General features: G+C 61.7%; 19 protein-coding genes. 10 read left to right on the forward strand and 9 right to left on the reverse strand.

Translation table 11 applies throughout. The features are described from left to right. Nucleotides 1-45: 45 nt before the first annotated feature. Nucleotides 46-672 carry an isochorismate family cysteine hydrolase YcaC gene (ycaC, locus tag PSCI_RS08075; RefSeq protein WP_045485072.1) on the reverse strand — a complete coding sequence of 209 codons (627 nt, stop codon included), beginning with the start codon at nt 670-672 and terminating at the stop codon, nt 46-48. Between the two features lie 203 nt (nt 673-875). Next, on the reverse strand, nt 876-2462 hold the full coding sequence (locus PSCI_RS08080) for an ABC transporter substrate-binding protein (RefSeq protein WP_045485074.1): 1587 nt from the start codon (nt 2460-2462) through the stop codon (nt 876-878). 352 nt (nt 2463-2814) lie between these two features. On the opposite strand from PSCI_RS08080, the gene rpmB reads away from it, so the two are divergent. Beyond that, nucleotides 2815-3048, forward strand: coding sequence for a 50S ribosomal protein L28 (gene rpmB / locus PSCI_RS08085; protein ID WP_045485076.1), 234 nt, complete (start codon nt 2815-2817; stop codon nt 3046-3048). Nucleotides 3049-3059: 11 nt separating this feature from the next. Further along, a complete protein-coding gene (gene rpmG, locus PSCI_RS08090; RefSeq protein ID WP_003177274.1) occupies nt 3060-3215 on the forward strand; it encodes a 50S ribosomal protein L33 in 156 nt (51 codons plus the stop codon). Between the two features lie 70 nt (nt 3216-3285). On the opposite strand, the gene PSCI_RS08095 is transcribed toward rpmG, so the two are convergent. Both PSCI_RS08095 and PSCI_RS08100 read right to left on the reverse strand, forming a co-directional pair. After that, on the reverse strand, nt 3286-3489 hold the full coding sequence (locus PSCI_RS08095; protein WP_045485082.1) for a hypothetical protein: 204 nt from the start codon (nt 3487-3489) through the stop codon (nt 3286-3288). 129 nt (nt 3490-3618) lie between these two features. Continuing rightward, nucleotides 3619-3981 (reverse strand): cupin domain-containing protein, encoded by a 363-nt coding sequence (locus PSCI_RS08100; RefSeq protein WP_045485084.1) that lies wholly within the window; start codon nt 3979-3981, stop codon nt 3619-3621. A gap of 211 nt (nt 3982-4192) precedes the next feature. Here PSCI_RS08100 and PSCI_RS08105 point away from each other — a divergent pair, with 211 nt between their 5' ends. Together PSCI_RS08105 and PSCI_RS08110 are read left to right on the forward strand one after the other, a co-directional pair. Continuing rightward, on the forward strand, nt 4193-5686 hold the full coding sequence (locus PSCI_RS08105; protein WP_045494027.1) for an aldehyde dehydrogenase: 1494 nt from the start codon (nt 4193-4195) through the stop codon (nt 5684-5686). 151 nt (nt 5687-5837) lie between these two features. Further along, nucleotides 5838-6983 carry an MFS transporter gene (locus PSCI_RS08110; protein WP_045485086.1) on the forward strand — a complete coding sequence of 382 codons (1146 nt, stop codon included), beginning with the start codon at nt 5838-5840 and terminating at the stop codon, nt 6981-6983. 143 nt (nt 6984-7126) lie between these two features. Here PSCI_RS08110 and PSCI_RS08115 read toward each other — a convergent pair whose 3' ends face one another. After that, nucleotides 7127-8704, reverse strand: coding sequence for a phospholipase D family protein (locus PSCI_RS08115; protein WP_045485088.1), 1578 nt, complete (start codon nt 8702-8704; stop codon nt 7127-7129). A 54-nt stretch (nt 8705-8758) separates the two neighbouring features. Next, entirely contained in the window at nt 8759-10180 is a 1422-nt protein-coding gene (locus tag PSCI_RS08120) for an aminotransferase-like domain-containing protein (RefSeq protein ID WP_045485090.1), read from the reverse strand. 174 nt (nt 10181-10354) lie between these two features. Between PSCI_RS08120 and PSCI_RS08125 the strand changes: the two genes are divergently transcribed. Next, a complete protein-coding gene (locus PSCI_RS08125; RefSeq protein ID WP_045485092.1) occupies nt 10355-10606 on the forward strand; it encodes a DUF1127 domain-containing protein in 252 nt (83 codons plus the stop codon). Between the two features lie 7 nt (nt 10607-10613). Here the strand turns inward: PSCI_RS08125 and PSCI_RS08130 are convergent, their stop codons facing one another. Continuing rightward, a complete protein-coding gene (locus PSCI_RS08130) occupies nt 10614-11897 on the reverse strand; it encodes an NAD(P)/FAD-dependent oxidoreductase (protein ID WP_045485093.1) in 1284 nt (427 codons plus the stop codon). Nucleotides 11898-11998: 101 nt separating this feature from the next. Here PSCI_RS08130 and PSCI_RS08135 point away from each other — a divergent pair, with 101 nt between their 5' ends. Then, complete coding sequence (locus PSCI_RS08135; protein ID WP_045485095.1) at nt 11999-12352, forward strand: YkgJ family cysteine cluster protein; 354 nt, start codon at nt 11999-12001, stop codon at nt 12350-12352. Nucleotides 12353-12469: 117 nt separating this feature from the next. Here PSCI_RS08135 and PSCI_RS08140 read toward each other — a convergent pair whose 3' ends face one another. Continuing rightward, the gene (locus tag PSCI_RS08140; protein WP_045485096.1) at nt 12470-12958 is read right to left on the reverse strand and encodes an Lrp/AsnC ligand binding domain-containing protein; all 489 of its coding nucleotides are present in this window, start codon (nt 12956-12958) and stop codon (nt 12470-12472) included. A gap of 156 nt (nt 12959-13114) precedes the next feature. Between PSCI_RS08140 and dadA the strand changes: the two genes are divergently transcribed. The 4 genes from dadA to PSCI_RS08160 all read left to right on the forward strand — a co-directional run bounded on the left by dadA (nt 13115) and on the right by PSCI_RS08160 (nt 16958). Next, the gene (gene dadA, locus PSCI_RS08145) at nt 13115-14416 is read left to right on the forward strand and encodes a D-amino acid dehydrogenase (RefSeq protein WP_045485097.1); all 1302 of its coding nucleotides are present in this window, start codon (nt 13115-13117) and stop codon (nt 14414-14416) included. 48 nt (nt 14417-14464) lie between these two features. After that, entirely contained in the window at nt 14465-15538 is a 1074-nt protein-coding gene (alr, locus tag PSCI_RS08150) for an alanine racemase (RefSeq protein WP_045485098.1), read from the forward strand. Nucleotides 15539-15802: 264 nt separating this feature from the next. After that, on the forward strand, nt 15803-16351 hold the full coding sequence (locus tag PSCI_RS08155; protein ID WP_045485099.1) for a cupin domain-containing protein: 549 nt from the start codon (nt 15803-15805) through the stop codon (nt 16349-16351). A gap of 145 nt (nt 16352-16496) precedes the next feature. Then, a complete protein-coding gene (locus tag PSCI_RS08160) occupies nt 16497-16958 on the forward strand; it encodes a c-type cytochrome (RefSeq protein WP_084709894.1) in 462 nt (153 codons plus the stop codon). A gap of 103 nt (nt 16959-17061) precedes the next feature. Here PSCI_RS08160 and PSCI_RS08165 read toward each other — a convergent pair whose 3' ends face one another. Further along, entirely contained in the window at nt 17062-18990 is a 1929-nt protein-coding gene (locus PSCI_RS08165; protein ID WP_045485100.1) for an acetyl-CoA hydrolase/transferase C-terminal domain-containing protein, read from the reverse strand. Nucleotides 18991-19157: the final 167 nt, after the last annotated feature.

A 19157-nucleotide genomic window follows, 5' to 3' on the forward strand; every position in this document is an offset into this window, starting at 1 on the left:
GCCCATCTGAATGGGCGCCGCTTTTTGTTGGATGGTTGTTCGGACTCAGCGCGCACTCAGCGCCGAGTAGCTGTTCATCAGGTTGCGGTAGTTGGGAATACGCTGGCTCAGCAGGTTACCCAAGCCTTCGATGTCGTTGCGCCAGTCGCGGTGCAGCTCACAGGCTACCGAGAACCAGTTCATCAGTTGGGCGCCAGCCTGGCTCATGCGGTTCCACGCGGCCTGTTGCACGGTTTCATTGAAGGTGCCGGAAGCATCGGTCACCACAAACACTTCAAAACCTTCTTCCAGGGCCGACAGCACCGGGAAGGTCACGCACACGTCGGTGACGACACCGGCGATGATCAGTTGCTTGCGGCCGGTGGCCTTGATCGCCTTGACGAAATCTTCGTTGTCCCAGGCGTTGATCTGGCCAGGGCGGGCGATGTACGGCGCATCCGGGAACTGCTCTTTGAGCTCCGGCACCAGCGGGCCGTTGGGGCCTTGCTCGAAGCTGGTGGTGAGGATGGTTGGCAGCTCGAAGAACTTGGCCAGGTCACCCAACGCCAGCACGTTGTTCTTGAACTCGTTGGGCGAGAAGTCCTGCACCAGCGAGATCAGGCCGGTCTGGTGGTCGATCAGCAGTACAGCGGCGTCGTCTTTGTTCAGGCGGTTGTAGGTGAAGTTGGCCATGGGGTAGATCCTTTATCTGAGAAGTTGTGGGGTAAGTGGCGTTGCGTTCAACTTGGACACAGATTAAGGATTTACCTGAACGGGATAAATCGGCTGAAAAGCGTTTTACTGTCACCCTGAAGGAGACAATGGCAGGATTGTGCCTTTGATGGGCCGGGCAGGGCAGCGCTTGCCGGCGCAGGCAAGCGCTGTGGGGCGGCCGGTTACTTCACCTGTACCTTGTAGAAGTCCTGACGACCAAACGGGTTGACCTGATAGCCGCTGACCTCCTTACGGGTCAGTACAGCGGCGGTAGGGTGCGCCAGAGGCAGCCACAGGGCTTGTTGCTGGATCTGCGCCTGCGCCTGCTCATAGAGCTTGCTGCGCGCAGCCTGGTCGCTGGTGGCCTTGCCATCGCTGATCAGCTTGTCGAGGGTCTTGTCGCAGTAGCGGGCGAAGTTGGTGCCCGACTGCACCGCAGCGCAAGAGAATTGCGGGGTCAGGAAGTTGTCCGGGTCGCCATTATCGCCCGCCCAACCCATGAACAGCAGGTCATGCTCACCGGCCTTGGCGCGGCGGATCAGCTCGCCCCATTCAATGATCTTGATCTCGGCATCAATACCGATCTGCTTCAGGTCTGCCTGCAGCAGTTGGGCGCCCAGCGACGGGTTAGGGTTGAGCAGGCTGCCCGATGGCCGGGTCCAGATCGTGGTTCTGGTGCCTTCCTTCACCCCGGCCTTGGCCACCAGTGTCTTGGCTTTGGCGATATCGTGGGCGTAGCCGGGCAGGTCCTTGGCATAGCTCCAGGTATTGGGTGGGTAAGGGCCGGCGGCGCTCTCGGCGGTGCCTTCAAACACCGCCTTGAGGTAGTTGGCCTTGTCGAAGGCCAGATTCACGGCCTGGCGTACCTCGGCTTTGTCAAAAGGCGGATGCTGGCTGTTGATCGCCACGAAAGCGGTCATGAAGGCCTCGGTCTTTTCGACCTTGAGATTCTTGTCCTCGTTGGCGGCCTGGATATCCAGCGGTTTGGGCGACAGGGCGATCTGGCACTCGTTGCGTTTCACCTTCTGCAAACGCACGTTGGCGTCGGTGGTAATCGCATAGACCAAGGTGTCGATGGCCGGCTTGCCGGCGAAGTAGTCCGGGTTGCCGGCATAGCGCACCACGGCATCTTTCTGGAAGCGTTTGAACACGAACGGGCCGGTACCGACCGGCTGGGTGTTGAGTTTCTCCGGAGTACCGGCCTTGAGCAGTTGCGCGGTGTATTCAGCCGAGTAGATCGAGGCGAAGCCCATGCTCAAGGTGGCCAGGAAGGTGGCGTCGGCGCGGTTCAGCACAAAGCGTACGGTATGCGGGTCGGGCGCTTCGATCTTCTTGATCAGTGCAGGCAACTGCATCGATTGGGCATGCGGAAAGCCACTTTGGGCGATCTTGTGCCATGGGTTCTGCGCATCGAGCATCCGGTTGAAACTGAACAGCACGTCATCGGCATTGAGCTCACGGCTCGGCTTGAAGTATTCGGTGCTGTGAAACTTGACCCCGTTGCGCAGTTTGAAGTCATAAGTCAGGCCATCGGCCGAGACGCTCCAGCTTTCAGCCAGGCTCGGGACCAGCCTGGCGCTTTGGGCGTCGAAATCCACCAGGCGGTTCATCAGCACATCAGCCGAGGCATTGGTGGTGGTCAACGAGTTGTATTGCACGACATCGAAGCCCTCGGGGCTGGCTTCGGTGCAAACGACGAGGTTGGCGGCCTGGGCCATGGCCGGCATCAACAGCGGGGCGAACAACAACGGGAGTGCAGCTAGGCGCATGCTTGGATTCCTTATCAGATTGGGCCCCATCTGCCGGTGCAGTCTGGTGAGGCCTTTACCCTAGACGATGTACCTGCACAGAACAATCGCGGCGCGGCGACGAATGGTCAGCCGCTGTTGCCCTAGCCAGGGCGCGACGAAGCCTGGGTAAATCCACGGCGAACTGCTTTGCTTGTTGTTGCTCTTGTGGGTTTCTGGTATAAAGCAGCGCTCTTTTCTAGGGCCCGGTTTCTTGCTCATCTGCTGTAGCCGGTAAGACCCTTGAAGAAACGCGGCGCCCAGGCGCCAAATGACTGAGAGATAAGCGGCCAACCCATGCCGGGTTGGGCATGTGGTTTTAGAGGGCTGAGGCATGTCGAGAGTCTGTCAAGTTACCGGTAAGGGTCCGGTAACCGGGAATAACATTTCCCACGCAAACAACAAAACCCGTCGTCGTTTCCTGCCAAACCTGCAGCATCACCGCTTCTGGGTTGAAAGCGAGAAGCGTTTTGTCCGTCTGCGCGTTTCCGCCAAGGGCATGCGTATCATCGACAAGCGTGGCATTGAGGCCGTTCTGGCTGATCTGCGCCGCGATGGCAAGGTTTAAGGAGACTGATCATGCGTGAATTGATTCGTTTGATTTCGAGCGCCGGTACTGGTCACTTTTACACTACCGACAAAAACAAGCGTACTACTCCCGACAAGATCGAGATCAAGAAGTACGATCCTGTTGTGCGCAAGCACGTGATCTACAAGGAAGGCAAGATCAAGTAATTGATCCGGCTTCCAAGAAAAAGGCCCGTATCGCGAGATACGGGCCTTTTTCGTTTTCGTGACCGGGGTATCAGCCAAAGCTGAAGCCGCTGACCCGGTGCGCATGATCGATGACGATGGTGATGCGGCCCAGGTCGAATTCGCGGGTGGTGATGTCGTTCGGCCCGTGCACGCGGCCGCGGTCGGTCAGTTCGCTGACATAGGCGCACAGCGCTGGCACATAGCGCGTGCCGATGAGGTAGTGCAGTTCACGGGGGATTTCTTCGTTGGTCATCTCATCGTCCTTTGCGAGATTGGCTGGGTGCACCACCAGCCGGCCTGCCGAGGGAGAGGGGGCATATCGGCCGGCTGGCGATGCAGGTGACAGCATCGTTCGCAGAGGGTCGGGCGTGGCGTTACATAATTATATTTTCGCCTCGAAGATCACATAAATCTTGCGGCAGCTTTCCAGCACCTCCCAGGTGCCCTTGAAGCCCGCCGGAATCACGAAGCGATCACCGGCGCGCAAAGTCTTGCCCTGCCCTTGCTCATCGCGCAGCACAGACACGCCGTGGACGATCTCGCAGTATTCATGCTCGGTGTAGCTCACCGCCCATTGGCCCGGCTCGCCTTCCCAGACCCCGGCGCTGAACTGGCTGCACGGGCTGTCGTAATGGTTGTAGACCGTCTGCTGCGGGTCGCCCTTGAGGATCTTTGGCGGCGCGGGGCGGTAGCGCTCAGGCTGGGTGCCGGCTTCGCTGAAGTCGACGATGCTTTGAATGTCCATGCAAGTCCCCTGTGATGAAAGATGATACCGGTTTGAGCCAGTACAGCCTGAGCGGTTCTGGCTGTCGAGAGTCGTTCAATAAATTCAACATAACTCACAGCCAGAGCACAGTTTGTCAAATATATTGGTTTTGTCTGATGGCTGGTTTAGGGTGGTGGGTATTTTCGGCTATCCCTAGCTGACCATCATCGACCATGAAGAGGACATGCGTATGACCACCCTGACTCTTGCTGACTGGCAACAACGTGCCCGCGACCTGAAGATCGAAGGCCGGGCCTTTATCCAGGGCCAGTACACCGATGCCGCTGGCGGCGCCACGTTCGACTGTATCAGCCCGGTCGATGGACGGCTGCTGGCCAAGGTTGCCAGTTGTGACGAGGTTGACGCCCAAAAGGCCGTCGACAGCGCGCGCAAGGTGTTTGAAGCCGGCACCTGGTCGCGCATGGCACCGGCCAAGCGCAAGGCCACCATGATCCGTTTCGCCGGCCTGCTGCGCCAGAATGTCGAAGAGCTGGCACTGCTCGAAACCCTCGACATGGGCAAGCCGATCAACGATTCATTGAAAATCGACGTACCCGGCGCTGCCCAGGCACTGAGCTGGAGCGGCGAGGCGATCGACAAACTGTATGACGAGGTTGCGGCCACCCCGCATGACCAGCTGGGCCTGGTGACCCGCGAAGCGGTGGGCGTGGTGGCGGCCATCGTGCCGTGGAATTTCCCGCTGATGATGGCCTGCTGGAAACTGGGGCCTGCGCTGTCCACCGGTAACTCGGTGGTGCTCAAACCATCGGAAAAATCGCCGCTGACGGCCATTCGCATCGCGCAACTGGCGGTCGAGGCCGGTATCCCGGCGGGCGTGCTCAACGTCCTGCCAGGCTATGGGCACACCGTGGGCAAGGCACTGGCGCTGCACATGGACGTCGACACCGTGGTGTTTACCGGCTCGACCAAGATTGCCAAGCAGTTGATGGTCTATGCCGGCGAATCGAACATGAAGCGGGTCTGGCTGGAAGCCGGCGGCAAGAGCCCGAACATCGTGTTTGCCGACGCGCCGAACCTGCAGGCCGCTGCCGAAGCCGCCGCCAGCGCCATCGCCTTCAACCAGGGCGAGGTCTGCACGGCCGGTTCACGCTTGCTGGTCGAGCGCTCGATCAAGGACCAGTTCCTGCCGCTGGTGATAGAGGCGCTCAAAGGCTGGAAACCGGGCAACCCGCTGGACCCGGCCACCACGATCGGCGCGCTGGTCGATACCCAGCAGTTGAACACGGTGCTGTCCTACATTGAGGCAGGGCATGCCGATGGCGCCAAACTGGTCACCGGCGGCAAACGTATTCTGGAAGAAACCGGCGGCACTTACGTGGAGCCGACCATCTTCGACGGCGTGAACAACGCCATGAAGATCGCCCAGGAAGAAATCTTCGGTCCGGTGCTGTCGGTGCTGACCTTCGACAGCGCCGAGGAGGCAATCGGCATTGCCAACGACACCCAGTACGGCCTGGCTGCTGCGGTGTGGACCGCCGACCTGTCCAAGGCCCACCTGACCGCCAAGGCACTGCGCGCCGGTAGCGTATGGGTCAACCAGTACGACGGCGGCGACATGACCGCACCGTTCGGTGGTTTCAAGCAATCGGGTAACGGCCGCGACAAGTCGCTGCATGCGTTCGACAAGTACACCGAGCTGAAATCGACCTGGATCAAGCTTTAAATACAGTGCCTGTTGCTGGCGTCCAGCACGCACAGGGCATTGCAGGAGCCGCTTTAGCTGCGAAGTCCTTGTGGTCTTCGCGGATAAATCCGCTCCTGCGGGTCCGTATCATGTGATCATTCGCGCCGCTGAATGATCTGGAGTCTTTGCAATGCCTTGGGGTACCTATTTCGCCGTACTGGCCTCAGTGCTGAGTGTCGGTCTGGCGGTGGGCGTCAGCATGCCGCTGGTGTCGCTGCGCCTGGAGAGCTGGGGCTATGGCAGCTTCGCCATTGGCGTCATGGCCGCCATGCCGGCCATCGGCGTGCTGGTGGGTGCGGGACTGGCCAGCCGCCTGGCCGCCCGGCTGGGCACGCCACAGTTGATGCGGGTGTGCCTGTGGGCCGGCGCCTTATCGGTCGGCATGCTGGCACTGTTGCCGTATTACCCGGTGTGGCTGCTGCTGCGCCTGATGATCGGCATGATCCTGACCATTGTCTTCGTACTGGGCGAGAGCTGGATCAACCAGTTGGTGATCGAGCGCTTGCGCGGGCGGCTGGTGGCCCTGTATGGCTGCACCTACGCGCTTAGCCAGCTAAGCGGACCTTTGCTGCTTGGCTGGATCGGCACCGAGGCCGACTACGGCTTCTGGATCGGCGTGGTGTTGCTGCTTGGCTCGCCGCTGCTGTTGCTGGGCCGCGGCGGCGCCCCCAGTACCGAGGCATGCCATGTCGGCTTCAAGGACCTGATCGGTTTTTGCCGCAAGTTGCCGGCGATTGCCTGGGCGGTGTCGCTGTTCGCCGCCTTCGAGGCAATGATCCTGACCCTGCTGCCGGTGTACTGCCTGCGTCAGGGCTTCACGGCCGAAGTGGCGCTGATGATGGTCAGCGTCGTGGTCGTGGGCGATGCCTTGCTGCAACTGCCGATCGGCATGCTCGCCGACCGCCTGTCGCGCCGCGGCCTGTTCACCGGCTGCGCGTTGATGTTGCTGGTGTCGAGCCTGCTGGTGCCGGTATTTATCCATACGGTGTTTATCTGGCCGCTGTGGGTGTTGTTCGGGGCCAGCGCCGGCGGGTTGTTCACCCTGTCGCTGATTCTGATCGGCGAGCGCTTTCGCGACGATGCACTGGTGCGCGCCAATGCCCACGTGGCACAGCTGTGGGGCATTGGCTGCCTGCTCGGGCCGCTGGCGGCCGGTGCTGGCAGCCAGTGGGTCAGCGGGCACTCATTGCCGTGGCTGATGGCCGCTGGCGCGTTCGGGCTGGTGGTGTTGCTGCTGCGTCAGGGCGCGTTTGGTGCAGCGCCAGCGAAAGCCTGAAACCGCGCCGCTATTGCACGGCAAACACGTAACCCATAGGACCAATGCCGATCAGTTAAGGCGGATTACACAAATTTCTCGCCTTGGGCTGAACCTGTGGGAGGGAGTTCTACTCGCGACAGGGCAAGTAAAACCGGTCGCTCCTACAGCATCCGCTCCAGGCCGATGGCCTTGCTCATCCAGGCATTGAAGCGCCGCCACCAGTCGCCCGGCTCCTTGTCCAGAGTGTGGATCTGGCCGTTGTCTTCGGTTACCCACACCAGTTCGTCGTTTTGCAGCCTGACCTGGTAGCTGCGCTGCGGCGACATCCCTTCCAGGGTCAGCTCACGCAGTTGTTCGGCCAGCGGCGGGCTGTCGACCAGGATGCCGATTTCGGTGTTCCACAACACCGAGCGCGGGTCGAAGTTGAATGAGCCGACGAACAGCTTCTGCCGGTCGAAAATCATCGCTTTGCTGTGCAGGCTGGAGTCTGAGCCGCTGGTCAGCAGCGACGGCCTGGCGAACAGCCGTGACTGGCTGTAGGTCGACGGGTCGCCGGGCTGGCGACGCATTTCAAACAACTTCACCCCGTGCTGCAGCAAAGCCTTGCGATACGGCGCGTAGCCGCCGTGTACGGCGGGCACATCGGTCGCTTGCAGCGAGTTGGTCAACAGGCTGACCGCCACGCCGGCGTCCGAGCGCCCGGTGAGGTACACCAGCCCGGCCTGGCCGGGAACGAAATAGGCCGAGATCAGCATCAACTCCTGTTTGACGTTGCGCAGTTCAGGCGCCAGTTGAGTCGTCAGCAGCAGGTGCGGATCCGGTTCGCCCTGGGCAAGGACTTTGGTCGGCGCGTCCCACAGCACCTGGTTGTGCGCCCAGGTCAGTTGCTTGAGCCAGGTGGGCAGCATGGGCTGTTGCCGGTAGCTCAGCAGCCGCTCATAGAGCGCCTTGTGCTGCTGGTGCGCCTGCTCCAGAGACGTGGCCAGGCGGCGCCGGGCCTTGCTCAGGTCATGGTGGCCGGGCAGGAAATACATGAAATGGTTGATCGGCTTGCTCAGGGTGCTGTTCCAGTACTGGTCGAAGCTGTGCCCGAGCTGCTGCGCCACCGGTCCTGCGGCCAGCAGGTCGATGTCGGTGAAGTTCAGGTTCGGCTCGGCGTCGAAGTACTCGTCACCCAGATTGCGCCCGCCCACGATGCCCACGCTGTTGTCGGCCAGCCACAGTTTGTTGTGCATGCGCCGGTGCTGGCGCGACAGGTTCATGAGCCGGCCGACGCTGCGGGTCACGCCGGTTTCGCGGCCCAGCGCTTGCGGGTTGAACAGGCGGATCTGGATGTGCGGGTGGGCGGCCAGGGTGGCGATGGTCTGGTCCTGACCGTCGCTGGTGGTGTCGTCGAGCAGGATGCGAATGCGCACGCCGCGGTCGGCGGCCTGCAGCAGTTCCTCGACCAGCGCACGGGTGCTCAGGCCGTCGTGGACGATGTAGTACTGCAGGTCCAGGCTGGTGCGGGCCATGCGAATCAGCTCGGCACGGGCGCTGAACGCCTCGCTGCTGCTGGACAGCAGACGAAAGCCCGAACGCCCTTCGTGGGGCAGGGCAAGGGCCTGAATGCTGCGGCCAAAGCTCGACTGTTCAGCAGGCAACGCCTGGCTGGGTTCGTCGTGCACGGTGCGCTGCGCGCAGCCGCCCAGGCCCAGCGCCGCTGCCAGCAAAAAAGGCACAAACCATGATTTGTTCAAGATGCGCTGCCCGCAGAACCGATTTGGCGATATGACCGCACCATGCCGCTAAAATTAGCAGGACTGTGCCAGTAATTGCTTGATCACCTCACCCACCGTGCGCACCGCCGCCTCAATACGCGGCGTCGGGCGCACGGCGAAGTTCAGGCGCAGGCAATTGCGGTACTTGCCGGAGGCAGAAAAGATACTGCCCACGGCGATCTGGACCTTGTGCTCCAGCAGGGCGCGGTTCAAGCGCACCGTATCGAAGTCCTCGGCCAGTTCGACCCACAGCATGAAACCACCCTGTGGACGGCTGGCGCGCGTGCCTTCGGGGAAGTAGCGCAGCACCCAGTCGAGCATCTGGTCGCGGTTGCGCTGATACTGGCTGCGCATGCGCCGCAGGTGCGGTTCAAAGTGCCCGCCCTGCAGGAATTCGCTGATCGCCAGTTGCGGCTGCGGCGCGGTGGAGCCAGTGCCGATGTACTTCATGTGCAGCACCCGCTCCAGATAACGCCCCGGCGCGACCCAGCCAATCCGCAGGCCGGGCGCCAGGGTTTTGGAGAATGAGCTGCACAGCAGCACGCGGCCGTCTTCGTCGAATGACTTGATGGTGCGCGGGCGTGGATAGCTGAAGGCCAGGTCGCCGTACACGTCATCCTCGATGATCGGCACGTCGAAGCGCTGGGCCAGGCGCAGCAACGCGCGCTTGCGCTCCTCGGGCATCACGTAGCCCAGCGGATTATTGCAACTGGGCGTTAACTGGATGGCCTTGATCGGCCATTGCTCCAGGGCCAGCTCCAGGGCTTCGAGGCTGATGCCGGTCAATGGATCAGTGGGGATCTCCAGCGCCTTCATGCCCAGCCCCTTGAGGGTCTGCATGACACCGAAAAAGCTCGGCGAGTCCACCGCGACGATATCACCGGGCGCGCACAACGCACGGATGCAGGCGCTCAGCGCTTCATGGCAGCCACTGGTGATCAGCAGGTCGCTGGCATTCAACTGGCAGCCGGAGTCGAGCAACAGCCGGGCAATCTGCTCGCGCAGCGCCTGCACACCGAGGATGTTGTCGTAGTACAGACCGGGCATGTCCTGATGGCGGCTGAGCTGGCCCATGGCACGCAGCAACGGCTTGAGGGTCGGGCTGTTGACGTCCGGCATGCCACGCCCCAGCTGGGTCAAACCCTCGGCGGGCGACACCCGGATCATGTCCAGCACCTGCTCCCACTGGGAGATATCCACAGGCCGCTGCACCGGCCGCCCCACCACCGGCAGCGCCGGTGCCTTGCGGCTGATGGGCACGAAATAGCCAGACTTGGGCTTCGGCGTCGCCAGGCCGCTGTCTTCCAGCACCCGATAAGCTTGCTGCACGGTGCTCAGGCTCACCCCGTGCTCGATGCTCAAGGCACGCACCGAAGGCAGCCGGTCGCCGGGGCGATAGAAGCCGTTTTCGATGCGCGTCCCCAACAACTCGGCAAGGTTGACGTACAGGGTCATGGCGTACTCCCGGCAGAACGAAAGGCGATAGCAATACAGATAGGCCGAAAATAAACCATTCAGTGACTAATACAAGGACTCTGTATGGAAAATATAAGCTTTTTTTGAATCTGTATCGTCCTGCGGATTGCGCTCATCATTCGCTTACGGCAATCCACCAGGGAGCGAGCGAAGATGAACAGCTTCACAGATGTGCAATCGGCTTTACCAGGCAGCCAGCGGCAAACGCAGCCGCAGGTCAATAGCGGCTCGCGCACTGTCACCCATACAGAGGCAAGTCCGGCGGTCAGCCGCTGGGCACTGTATCGTCATCGCCGGACCTCACGCCGCGCGCTGCTGGAACTCACCGATGACGAACTGCGCGACATCGGTCTGGACTATTCCCAGGCGTGTATCGAAGCCGGCAAACCGTTCTGGCGCGCCTGACTGCCCGTCAGACCAACTCTTTGAGCCGATGCCAGAGCATGCCCAGCGCCAGCAGCGGCGAACGCAAGTGTTTGCCGCCAGGGAAGGTGATATGCGGCACTTTGGCGAACAGTTCAAAGCCCGCACTGTGCTGGCCGGCGATGGCTTCGGCCAATAGCCGGCCGGCCAGGTGCGTGGCGTTGAGGCCGTGACCGGAATAGGCCTGGGCATAAAACACATTGGGGTGCTGTTTGAGGCGGCCGATCTGCGGCAGGCGGTTGGCGCCGATGCCGATCATCCCGCCCCATTGATAATCAATGCGGACATTGGCCAGTTGCGGGAACACCTTGAGCATCTTGGGGCGCATGTAGCCCGCGATGTCCTGCGGGTCACGGCCTGAGTAATGACAGGCGCCGCCGAACAGCAGGCGGCGGTCGGCGGACAGCCGGTAATAGTCCAGCGCCACCCGCTGGTCACACACCGCCATGTCTTGCGGCAGCAACTGACGAGCCTGTTCTTCACTCAGCGGTTCGGTGGCGATGATGTAGCTGCCGGCAGGTAACACCTTGCCGCCCAGCTCCGGGTTCAAGTCATTGAGGTAAGCGTTGCAGCCCAGCACCAGAAACTGTGCCTGCACCTGGCCCTGAGCGGTGTGGACCTTGACCTGCGGGCCGTAGTCGATACGCGTGACCTGTGACTGCTCGAACAGCTGCACGCCCAGAGACTGCGCCACAGCGGCTTCACCCAGCGCCAGATTGAGCGGGTGCAGGTGCCCCGAGCCCATGTCGATCAAACCACCGACGTACTGATCAGAACCCACCACGCTGCGCATCTGCCCCGGTTGCAGCAGTTGCAGTTCATGGCGGTAGCCCAGGCTGCGCAGCTCTTCGAGGTCTTCGGCAAAGCCTTGCAGGTCGGCGGGCTTGTTGGCCAGGTCGCAATAGCCCCACTTCAGATCGCACTGGATGTTGTGCCGCTCGATACGCTGACGGACGATTTCCACAGCTTCAAAGCCCAGCAGCTTGAGCTGGTGCACACCTTCGCTGCCGATCACCGACGTGAACTGCTCAAGACCATGGCCGACACCGCGAATCAACTGCCCGCCATTGCGCCCGCTGGCGCCCCAGCCGATTTTTCGTGCTTCCAGCAACGCCACACTCAAGCCCCGTTCGGCCAGCTCGATGGCGGTATTAAGCCCCGAAAACCCACCACCGACCACGCATACATCGACCTTCAGTTCACCTTGCAGCCTTGGGTAGTCCGGCTGTGGATGGCTGCTGGCGTTGTAGTAAGAGTTGGCGTGCTGGGTCATGGGGCTTCCTGGTGAATTCGCAGACAGCGACGAGGATAAGACGGTGTCCAGTGCCTGCCAACTGCGGCACAATCGCCGCGTTATGTCAGAGAACAGAGTTGATGAGCTGTAACCGTGAAAAAATCCGTACCCTACGGCGCCAGATTCCTTCCTTCGACTGTATACCCGGTTGTCATGACTGTTGTGGGCCGGTAACCACCTCGCCGGAAGAAATGTCCCGCCTGCCGCGCAAAAGCGCTGCCGAGCAACAGGCTGCGCTCGATGAGCTGAACTGCGTGCACCTGGGGCCCGATGGCTGCACCGTGTACGACGAGCGTCCGCTGATCTGCCGGCTGTTCGGCACCACACCGCGCCTGCCATGCCCCAATGGCCAACGCCCGGTGGAAATGATCCACCCACAGACCGAAAAACAGATTCATGCCTGGATGGCGGCCAACCGTCAGGTGCTCGTCTGAGCCCGAATTACCCCGTAGGAGCCGCTTTAGCGGCGAAGCTATAGCGGCTGCCTTCGCCGCTAAAGCAGCTCCTACGGGCTGCCTTCCCGGCTAAAGCCGGTCCTACGGGGTATGGGGTCAATCCGCAATCGGCAGGCTGAGGCTTTCTTTGACTTCTTCCATCACGATATAGCTCTTGGACTCGCGCACATGCGGGAGTTTGAGCAGGATGTCGCCCAGCAGCTTGCGGTACGAGGCCATCTCCGAGATGCGCGCCTTGACCAGGTAGTCGAAGTCCCCTGACACCAGGTGACACTCCAGCACATGGGGCAGCTTGAGGATCGCGCGGCGGAACTCATCGAAGGTGTCGCCGGACTTGTAGTCCAGGCTGATCTCGACGAACACCAGCAGGCTGGCCTTGAGGGTCTGCGGGTTGAGGCGGGCGTTGTAGCCCATGATGATGCCTTCGCGCTCCAGACGCCGGACCCGTTCGGTGCAGGGCGTGGTAGACAACCCGACCCGTTCGCCCAGCTCCGTGAAAGAGATGCGCCCATCAGCCTGCAGGATGCGCAGGATATTGCGATCGATCTTGTCCAGCTCACGCTTCGACTGGTGCTGGGTGCGCATGGGTAATCTCCCTCTGTCTAAGCGCCGTTTACCGAGAAAACGCCTCGAATATAGCTTTTTATACAGTGAAAAGCACTGCCTGAACCTTCTTATACTGCGCACATCTCTTACTCATTCTGCACAACGTCAGCGGCTATCCGCGATGAGGTAATCAACATGCGCGTTCTGGTTCTCGGCAGTGGTGTGATTGGTACGACCAGTGCCTACTATCTGGCCCGCGAAGGCTTTCAGGTGACCGTGGTCGACCGTCAGCCGGCAGTGGCCATGGAAACCAGCTTCGCCAATGCAGGCCAGGTCTCGCCCGGTTACGCCTCGCCGTGGGCAGCGCCCGGTGTGCCGCTCAAGGCCATCAAGTGGCTGCTGGAGCGCCACGCGCCATTGGCAATCAAGGCCACCGCGCAAATCGACCAGTACCTGTGGATGGCGCAGATGCTGCGCAATTGCACCGCCAGCCGCTATGCGGTGAACAAAGAGCGCATGGTGCGCCTGTCCGAATACAGCCGTGACTGCCTCGATGAACTGCGTGCCGAAACCGGTATTGCCTATGAGGCACGGCAATTGGGCACCACCCAGTTGTTCCGCACCCAGGCGCAACTGGACAACGCGGCCAAGGACATCGCCGTCCTGGAACAGTCCGGTGTGCCGTACGAGCTGCTTGACCGTGACGGTATCGCCCGGGTCGAGCCAGCGCTGGCCGGGGTGGTCGGCAAACTCAGCGGCGCGCTGCGGCTGCCCAATGATCAGACCGGCGACTGCCAGCTATTCACCACCCGCCTGGCCGAAATGGCCGTAAACCTGGGGGTGGAATTCCGCTACGGCCAGAACATCGAGCGCATCGACTTTGCCGGCGACCGTATCAATGGTGTGTGGATCGACGGCAAGCTGGAAACCGCTGACCGTTACGTGCTGGCGCTGGGCAGCTACTCGCCGCAGTTGCTCAAGCCGCTGGGCATCAAGGCACCGGTGTATCCGCTCAAGGGCTACTCGCTGACCGTGCCGATTACCCGTGGCGAGATGGCGCCGACCTCGACGATTCTCGACGAGACCTACAAGGTTGCGATCACCCGGTTCGACAACCGTATCCGCGTTGGCGGCATGGCAGAAATTGCCGGTTTTGACCTGTCGCTCAACCCGCGCCGACGCGAAACACTGGAGATGATCGTCGGTGATCTCTATCCTCTGGGCGGCGATCTGAGCCAGGCCAGTTTCTGGACCGGCCTGCGCCCGACCACCCCGGATGGTACGCCGATTGTCGGTGCTACCCGGTATGGCAACCTGTTCCTCAATACCGGCCACGGAACGCTGGGCTGGACCATGGCCTGCGGTTCCGGTCGCCTGCTGGCGGATCTGATCGCCCGCAAGACGCCACAGATCAGCGCCGCAGGTCTGGATATTTCCCGCTACGGCAAGGCCGCCGAAGCCGCCAGACATGGACACCCGACCCCGGCCCATCAGTAATTTGCTGCAAACCGGTTTTCTCGATTCACCCCACAAGAAAGATGAGCCATGCGTCCAGCCCGTGCCCTGATTGACCTCAACGCCCTGCGCCACAACTACCGGCTGGCCCGCCAGCACTCTGGTGCCAGAGCGCTCGCCGTAATCAAGGCCGATGCCTACGGGCACGGTGCAGTGCGCGTCGCCCAGGCGCTGCAGAGCGAGGCCGATGGTTTTGCCGTGGCCTGCATCGAAGAGGCCCTGGAGCTACGGGCAGCCGGTGTCAGCGGGCCGATTCTGTTGCTCGAAGGTTTTTTTGAAGCGCAGGAACTGGACCTGATCGTCGAGCATGACTTCTGGTGCGTAGTGCATTCGCAATGGCAGATCGAGGCTATCGAGCGCACGGCGGTGGGCAAACCGCTGACCCTGTGGCTCAAGCTCGACAGCGGCATGCACCGGGTCGGCTTGTTCCCGGCCGATTACCAGGCCGCCTACCAGCGCCTGCTGGCCAGCGGCAAGGTGGCCGACATTGTCTTGATGAGCCATTTCGCCCGCGCTGATGAGCTGGACTGCCCGCGCAGCGCAGAACAACTGGCGGTGTTCGAGGCTGCTCGTCAGGGACTCAAGGCCCTGACCAGCCTGAACAACTCGCCGGCACTGCTCGGCTGGCCACAGATCAACAGCGACTGGGTACGGCCGGGGATCATGCTTTACGGCGCCACACCGTTCGAGCAGGCACACCCGTTGGCCGATCAGTTGCAGGCGGTGATGACCCTGGAGTCGAAAGTCATCAGCGTCCGTGAGCTGCCGGCCGGTGAGCCAGTGGGCTATGGCGCGTCCTGGATCACTGATCGGCCGAGCCGGATTGGCGTGGTGGCGATGGGGTATGCCGATGGTTACCCGCGCCATGCACCGACCGGCACGCCGGTCATCATCGACGGCCAGGCCGCACGCCTGGTGGGCCGCGTGTCGATGGACATGCTGTGCGTTGAGCTCACCGACCTGCCCGCCGCCGGGCTCGGCAGCCACATCGAGTTCTGGGGGCCAAACCTGTCGGCCAGCACCGTGGCGGCGCACGCCGGGACCATCCCGTACCAATTGTTCTGCAACCTCAAGCGCGTCCCGCGTCGGTACAGCGAAGGCTGAACCCCGGCGGCAAAACCGCCTGCTTGTTGTAAATATCAAACGCTGTTGCCATCATGCCCCGGTCTCGACTTTAACCTCAGGCTTTGTACGAGCTTGTCTGCGCGTCGATCATGCTGCGATTGAAGACGATCCGAAGAGATCGTGCAGCAACGGAGCAGTTGCCCGGTGTGGGTGATGCCCTGGTGGCGGCGGGGTAGCCTGGTCCCTGTCCATCCCCCGCGACGCGCATTCGTACCAAGCCTCCGAACCTGGAGGACTGCCGAATTGGACGTCGGTGAGCGACTGCAATACATCCGTAAGCTCAAGGGCTTGTCCCAGCGTGAACTGGCCAAACGGGCGGGTGTGACCAATAGCACCATTTCCATGATCGAGAAGAACAGCGTCAGCCCCTCGATCAGTTCGCTGCGCAAGGTGCTCGGCGGCATTCCGATGTCCATGGTCGAGTTCTTTTCCGAAGAGCTGGCCCCGGAGAACACCAGCAAAGTGGTGTACAAGCCCGGCGAGCTGCTGGATATCTCCGACGGCGCGGTGACCATGAAACTGGTGGGCAAGTCGCATCAGGGCCGGGCCATCGCCTTCCTGACCGAAACCTATCCGCCCGGCGCCGACACTGGCGAAGAAATGCTGGTTCACGAAGGCGAAGAGACCGGCATCCTCATCGAAGGCCGCCTGGAGCTGATCGTCGGCAACGACACCTACCTGCTGGAAGTCGGCGACAGCTATTACTTCGAGAGCACCCGCGCGCACCGCTTCCGCAATCCCTTCGATGAACCGGCGCGACTAATCAGCGCAGCCACCCCCGCCAATTTTTGATAACACCTCTGCGAGCCCCGTTTATCGGGGGCTTGCCGGTTTATTGACCTAAGACAATGGTAATACCCCTTCGCGATGTAGGGGCGTTTCAGGCGAACAGGCGCGTCGTTATACTTTTCGCCTGCTCGCACAGCCGTTAACCGTAATGGCGAGCCTGACCTGCCACCATGAGGGTGAACGCGTGAACCTGACAACAATCGGCCTGGTACTGGCCACTGTGCTGAGCCTGGCGCCCATCGGCCTGCAGGCGGCATCCAACGAAGAGATCGCCAAACGGCTGGAGCCGGTCGGCAAGGTTTGCGTGCAGGGCCAGCAATGCGTGGGCGTGGGCGTGAACGTGATCGCGGCGGCGAGCGGCGGTGCGGGCAAGTCGGCAGACGACGTCATCGCCAAACACTGCACCGCCTGCCACACCATCGGCCTGCTGGATGCGCCGAAAATTGGCGACACCGCCGCCTGGAAAAAACGCGCCGACGAGCAGGGCGGCCTTGATGGTTTGCTGGCCAAGGCCATCAGCGGGGTCAACAGCATGCCCGCCAAAGGCACCTGTGCCGATTGCACCGACGACGAGCTCAAAGCCGCGATCCAGAAGATGTCCGGGTTGTAGGCGATCGCCCGCCGCCTCGGCGCCGCGCTGTCGCGCAGCAAACACGAAGCCCGTAGGACCGGCTTTAGCCGGGAAAGCTTCGCAGTTGAAGCTGCTCACAAGGTCAAATGCGTTCCAGGGTGTTATGCAACCCCGCCAGTAGCAGCCGCTGATACAGCTCTTCAAGCAGCCCGTCGGGCTGGTCTAGGCCCATGCGTTGCAGATGCACAGCAAATGCCTCTGGCTCGGGTGCATCCAGCGCAGCCTTGCCCAGTTGCAGGATTTCGCTCAGTTTGAATTTGCTCTTGAGCCAGTTCAGGGCGCGCAGCAGGTCGCGCTCTTCAGGCTCGAAGTCGCTGCCCAGCGGGTATTCGGCAAACAACTGCGGATAACTGCCCGCCAGGGCCTTGAGCCGCTCAGGTGTGTTGTCAGTGAAGCGCGGGTCCAGGGCAAAGCCTTCAGGCAGTTTGCCGGCCCGCTGGGCCTGTTCGATCAGGCCGGGCTGGAAGCGTGAATCGCAGATATTGAGCAACCGCTCGATCACCGTGGCATCAGTTTGACCGCGCAGGTCGGCGATGCCGTATTCGGTGACCACGATATCGCGCAGGTGGCGGGGAATGGTCGCATGCCCATACGACCAGACAAGGTTGGAACTGACCTCGCCACCGGACTCGCGCCAACTGCGCAAGATCAGAATCGAGCGAGCATCTTCCAGCGCGTGGGCCTGAGCGACAAAGTTGTATTGCCCGCCCACACCGCTGAGCACCCGGCCATCTTCCAGTTGGTCCGAGACTGCCGCGCCCAGCAGGGTCATGCAGAACGCGCTGTTGATGAATCGTGCATCACGGCGTTGCAGGCGCTTGAGTTCTTCGTTGCCATACAGCTCGTTGATGAAGCTGATTGCGCTCATGTTGAACTGCGCACGGCGTTCGGCCGACAGTTCGTTCAGGCGCGCATAGAAGCTGCGCGGCCCGAGAAAGAACCCGCCATGCAGCACCACGCCGTCGGTTGTATGGCTGTCATCGAGCATGCCCATGTCGGCAAGCCGTTGTTGCTCAAGGTCGGCGTAGACCTTGCGCCGCACGATGCCGGCGTCGGCCAGGGCCAGCAGACCGTTGACGAACATCTCGCTGCAACCGTAAAGCCCCTTGGCGAAAGGCTCGGTGCCGCCTTCGCGGTCGATCAGGGTTTGCCAGTTACTCATGTTCAAGTCGGCCAGCAGGTGTCGGTAACCGGCGTTATCCGCCTGACGGGCGAGCAGGGCGGCGGTCAGCGCATCGCCCATCGAACCGATACCGATCTGCAAGGTGCCGCCGTCACGCACCAGGGTGCTGGCGTGCAGGCCGATGAAGTGATCCTGAAAACCCACCGGCATGTTCGGCGTGGAGAACAACGTGGTGGTTTCCGGCTCTTCGAGCAGCAGGTCGAAGGCGGCCAGGTCCAGTTCCGAGTCGCCGGGCATGTAGGGCAGGTCGGCATGCACCTGACCCAGCACCAGGATGGTTTCACCCGCAGTACGGCGTTTGGCGATCATCGGCAGCAGATCGAGGGTCACATCGGGGTTGCAACTCAGGCTCAGGCAGCCAGGCCGTTGCGGGTCCTGGGCCACCAGTTGCGCAATCAGGTTCAGGCCCTTGGCATTGATATCCCGCGCCGCATGGCTGTAGTTGCTGCTGACGTAATCCTGCTGCGCCGTCTGGCTGTCGAGCAGGCTGCCGGGCTGCATGAAAAACTGCTCGACACGGATATTGGCCGGCAGCCGGTCACGGCGCAGGTCGGCCAGATAGTCCAGCTCCGGGTAATCACCGAACACCCGCTCCAGAAAGGGTTCGAGAAAGCGCGCCTGCAAGCCTTCGCCCGGCGTGGGCCGGCCCAGGCTCAGGGCGGTATAGATCGTCAGTTGCCGCTCGGGCAGGTCACGGATGCGCGCATACAGCGCATTGACGAAGCGATTGGGTTTGCCCAGGCCCAGCGGCATGCCCAGATGAATGTGCGCAGGCAAGGTGGCCAGCACATGGTCGATCGCGCTTTCGATGGAGCAGGACTGCGGCATCCGGGCTCTCCTGACAGAACGGGGGATGCAGCTTGGACTTCGCAGATCGGGTAATTGCTGCATGACCTGCGCCAAACCCCGTCTGTGGGAGCTAGCTTGCTAGCGAAGACGGCAGCACATCACAACAGATGTAGTGTTTTTACTGGCCTCTTCGCGAGCAAGCTCGC

Origin of the sequence: Pseudomonas sp. StFLB209, from assembly GCF_000829415.1 — a bacterium.
Taxonomy (GTDB): Bacteria; Pseudomonadota; Gammaproteobacteria; order Pseudomonadales; family Pseudomonadaceae; genus Aquipseudomonas.

What these genes read in the sequence shown, in the direction of transcription:
- PSCI_RS08095 (WP_045485082.1), bottom strand. Translation starts at nt 3,489, where the DNA reads ATGACCAACGAAGAAATCCCCCGTGAACTGCACTACCTCATCGGCACG.
- PSCI_RS08160 (WP_084709894.1), top strand. Translation starts at nt 16,497, where the DNA reads ATGGCGAGCCTGACCTGCCACCATGAGGGTGAACGCGTGAACCTGACA.
- PSCI_RS08100 (WP_045485084.1), bottom strand. Translation starts at nt 3,981, where the DNA reads ATGGACATTCAAAGCATCGTCGACTTCAGCGAAGCCGGCACCCAGCCT.
- dadA (WP_045485097.1), top strand. Translation starts at nt 13,115, where the DNA reads ATGCGCGTTCTGGTTCTCGGCAGTGGTGTGATTGGTACGACCAGTGCC.
- PSCI_RS08125 (WP_045485092.1), top strand. Translation starts at nt 10,355, where the DNA reads ATGAACAGCTTCACAGATGTGCAATCGGCTTTACCAGGCAGCCAGCGG.
- PSCI_RS08135 (WP_045485095.1), top strand. Translation starts at nt 11,999, where the DNA reads ATGAGCTGTAACCGTGAAAAAATCCGTACCCTACGGCGCCAGATTCCT.
- ycaC (WP_045485072.1), bottom strand. Translation starts at nt 672, where the DNA reads ATGGCCAACTTCACCTACAACCGCCTGAACAAAGACGACGCCGCTGTA.
- PSCI_RS08165 (WP_045485100.1), bottom strand. Translation starts at nt 18,990, where the DNA reads ATGCCGCAGTCCTGCTCCATCGAAAGCGCGATCGACCATGTGCTGGCC.
- PSCI_RS08080 (WP_045485074.1), bottom strand. Translation starts at nt 2,462, where the DNA reads ATGCGCCTAGCTGCACTCCCGTTGTTGTTCGCCCCGCTGTTGATGCCG.
- rpmG (WP_003177274.1), top strand. Translation starts at nt 3,060, where the DNA reads ATGCGTGAATTGATTCGTTTGATTTCGAGCGCCGGTACTGGTCACTTT.
- PSCI_RS08105 (WP_045494027.1), top strand. Translation starts at nt 4,193, where the DNA reads ATGACCACCCTGACTCTTGCTGACTGGCAACAACGTGCCCGCGACCTG.
- PSCI_RS08110 (WP_045485086.1), top strand. Translation starts at nt 5,838, where the DNA reads ATGCCTTGGGGTACCTATTTCGCCGTACTGGCCTCAGTGCTGAGTGTC.
- rpmB (WP_045485076.1), top strand. Translation starts at nt 2,815, where the DNA reads ATGTCGAGAGTCTGTCAAGTTACCGGTAAGGGTCCGGTAACCGGGAAT.
- PSCI_RS08130 (WP_045485093.1), bottom strand. Translation starts at nt 11,897, where the DNA reads ATGACCCAGCACGCCAACTCTTACTACAACGCCAGCAGCCATCCACAG.
- PSCI_RS08140 (WP_045485096.1), bottom strand. Translation starts at nt 12,958, where the DNA reads ATGCGCACCCAGCACCAGTCGAAGCGTGAGCTGGACAAGATCGATCGC.
- alr (WP_045485098.1), top strand. Translation starts at nt 14,465, where the DNA reads ATGCGTCCAGCCCGTGCCCTGATTGACCTCAACGCCCTGCGCCACAAC.
- PSCI_RS08120 (WP_045485090.1), bottom strand. Translation starts at nt 10,180, where the DNA reads ATGACCCTGTACGTCAACCTTGCCGAGTTGTTGGGGACGCGCATCGAA.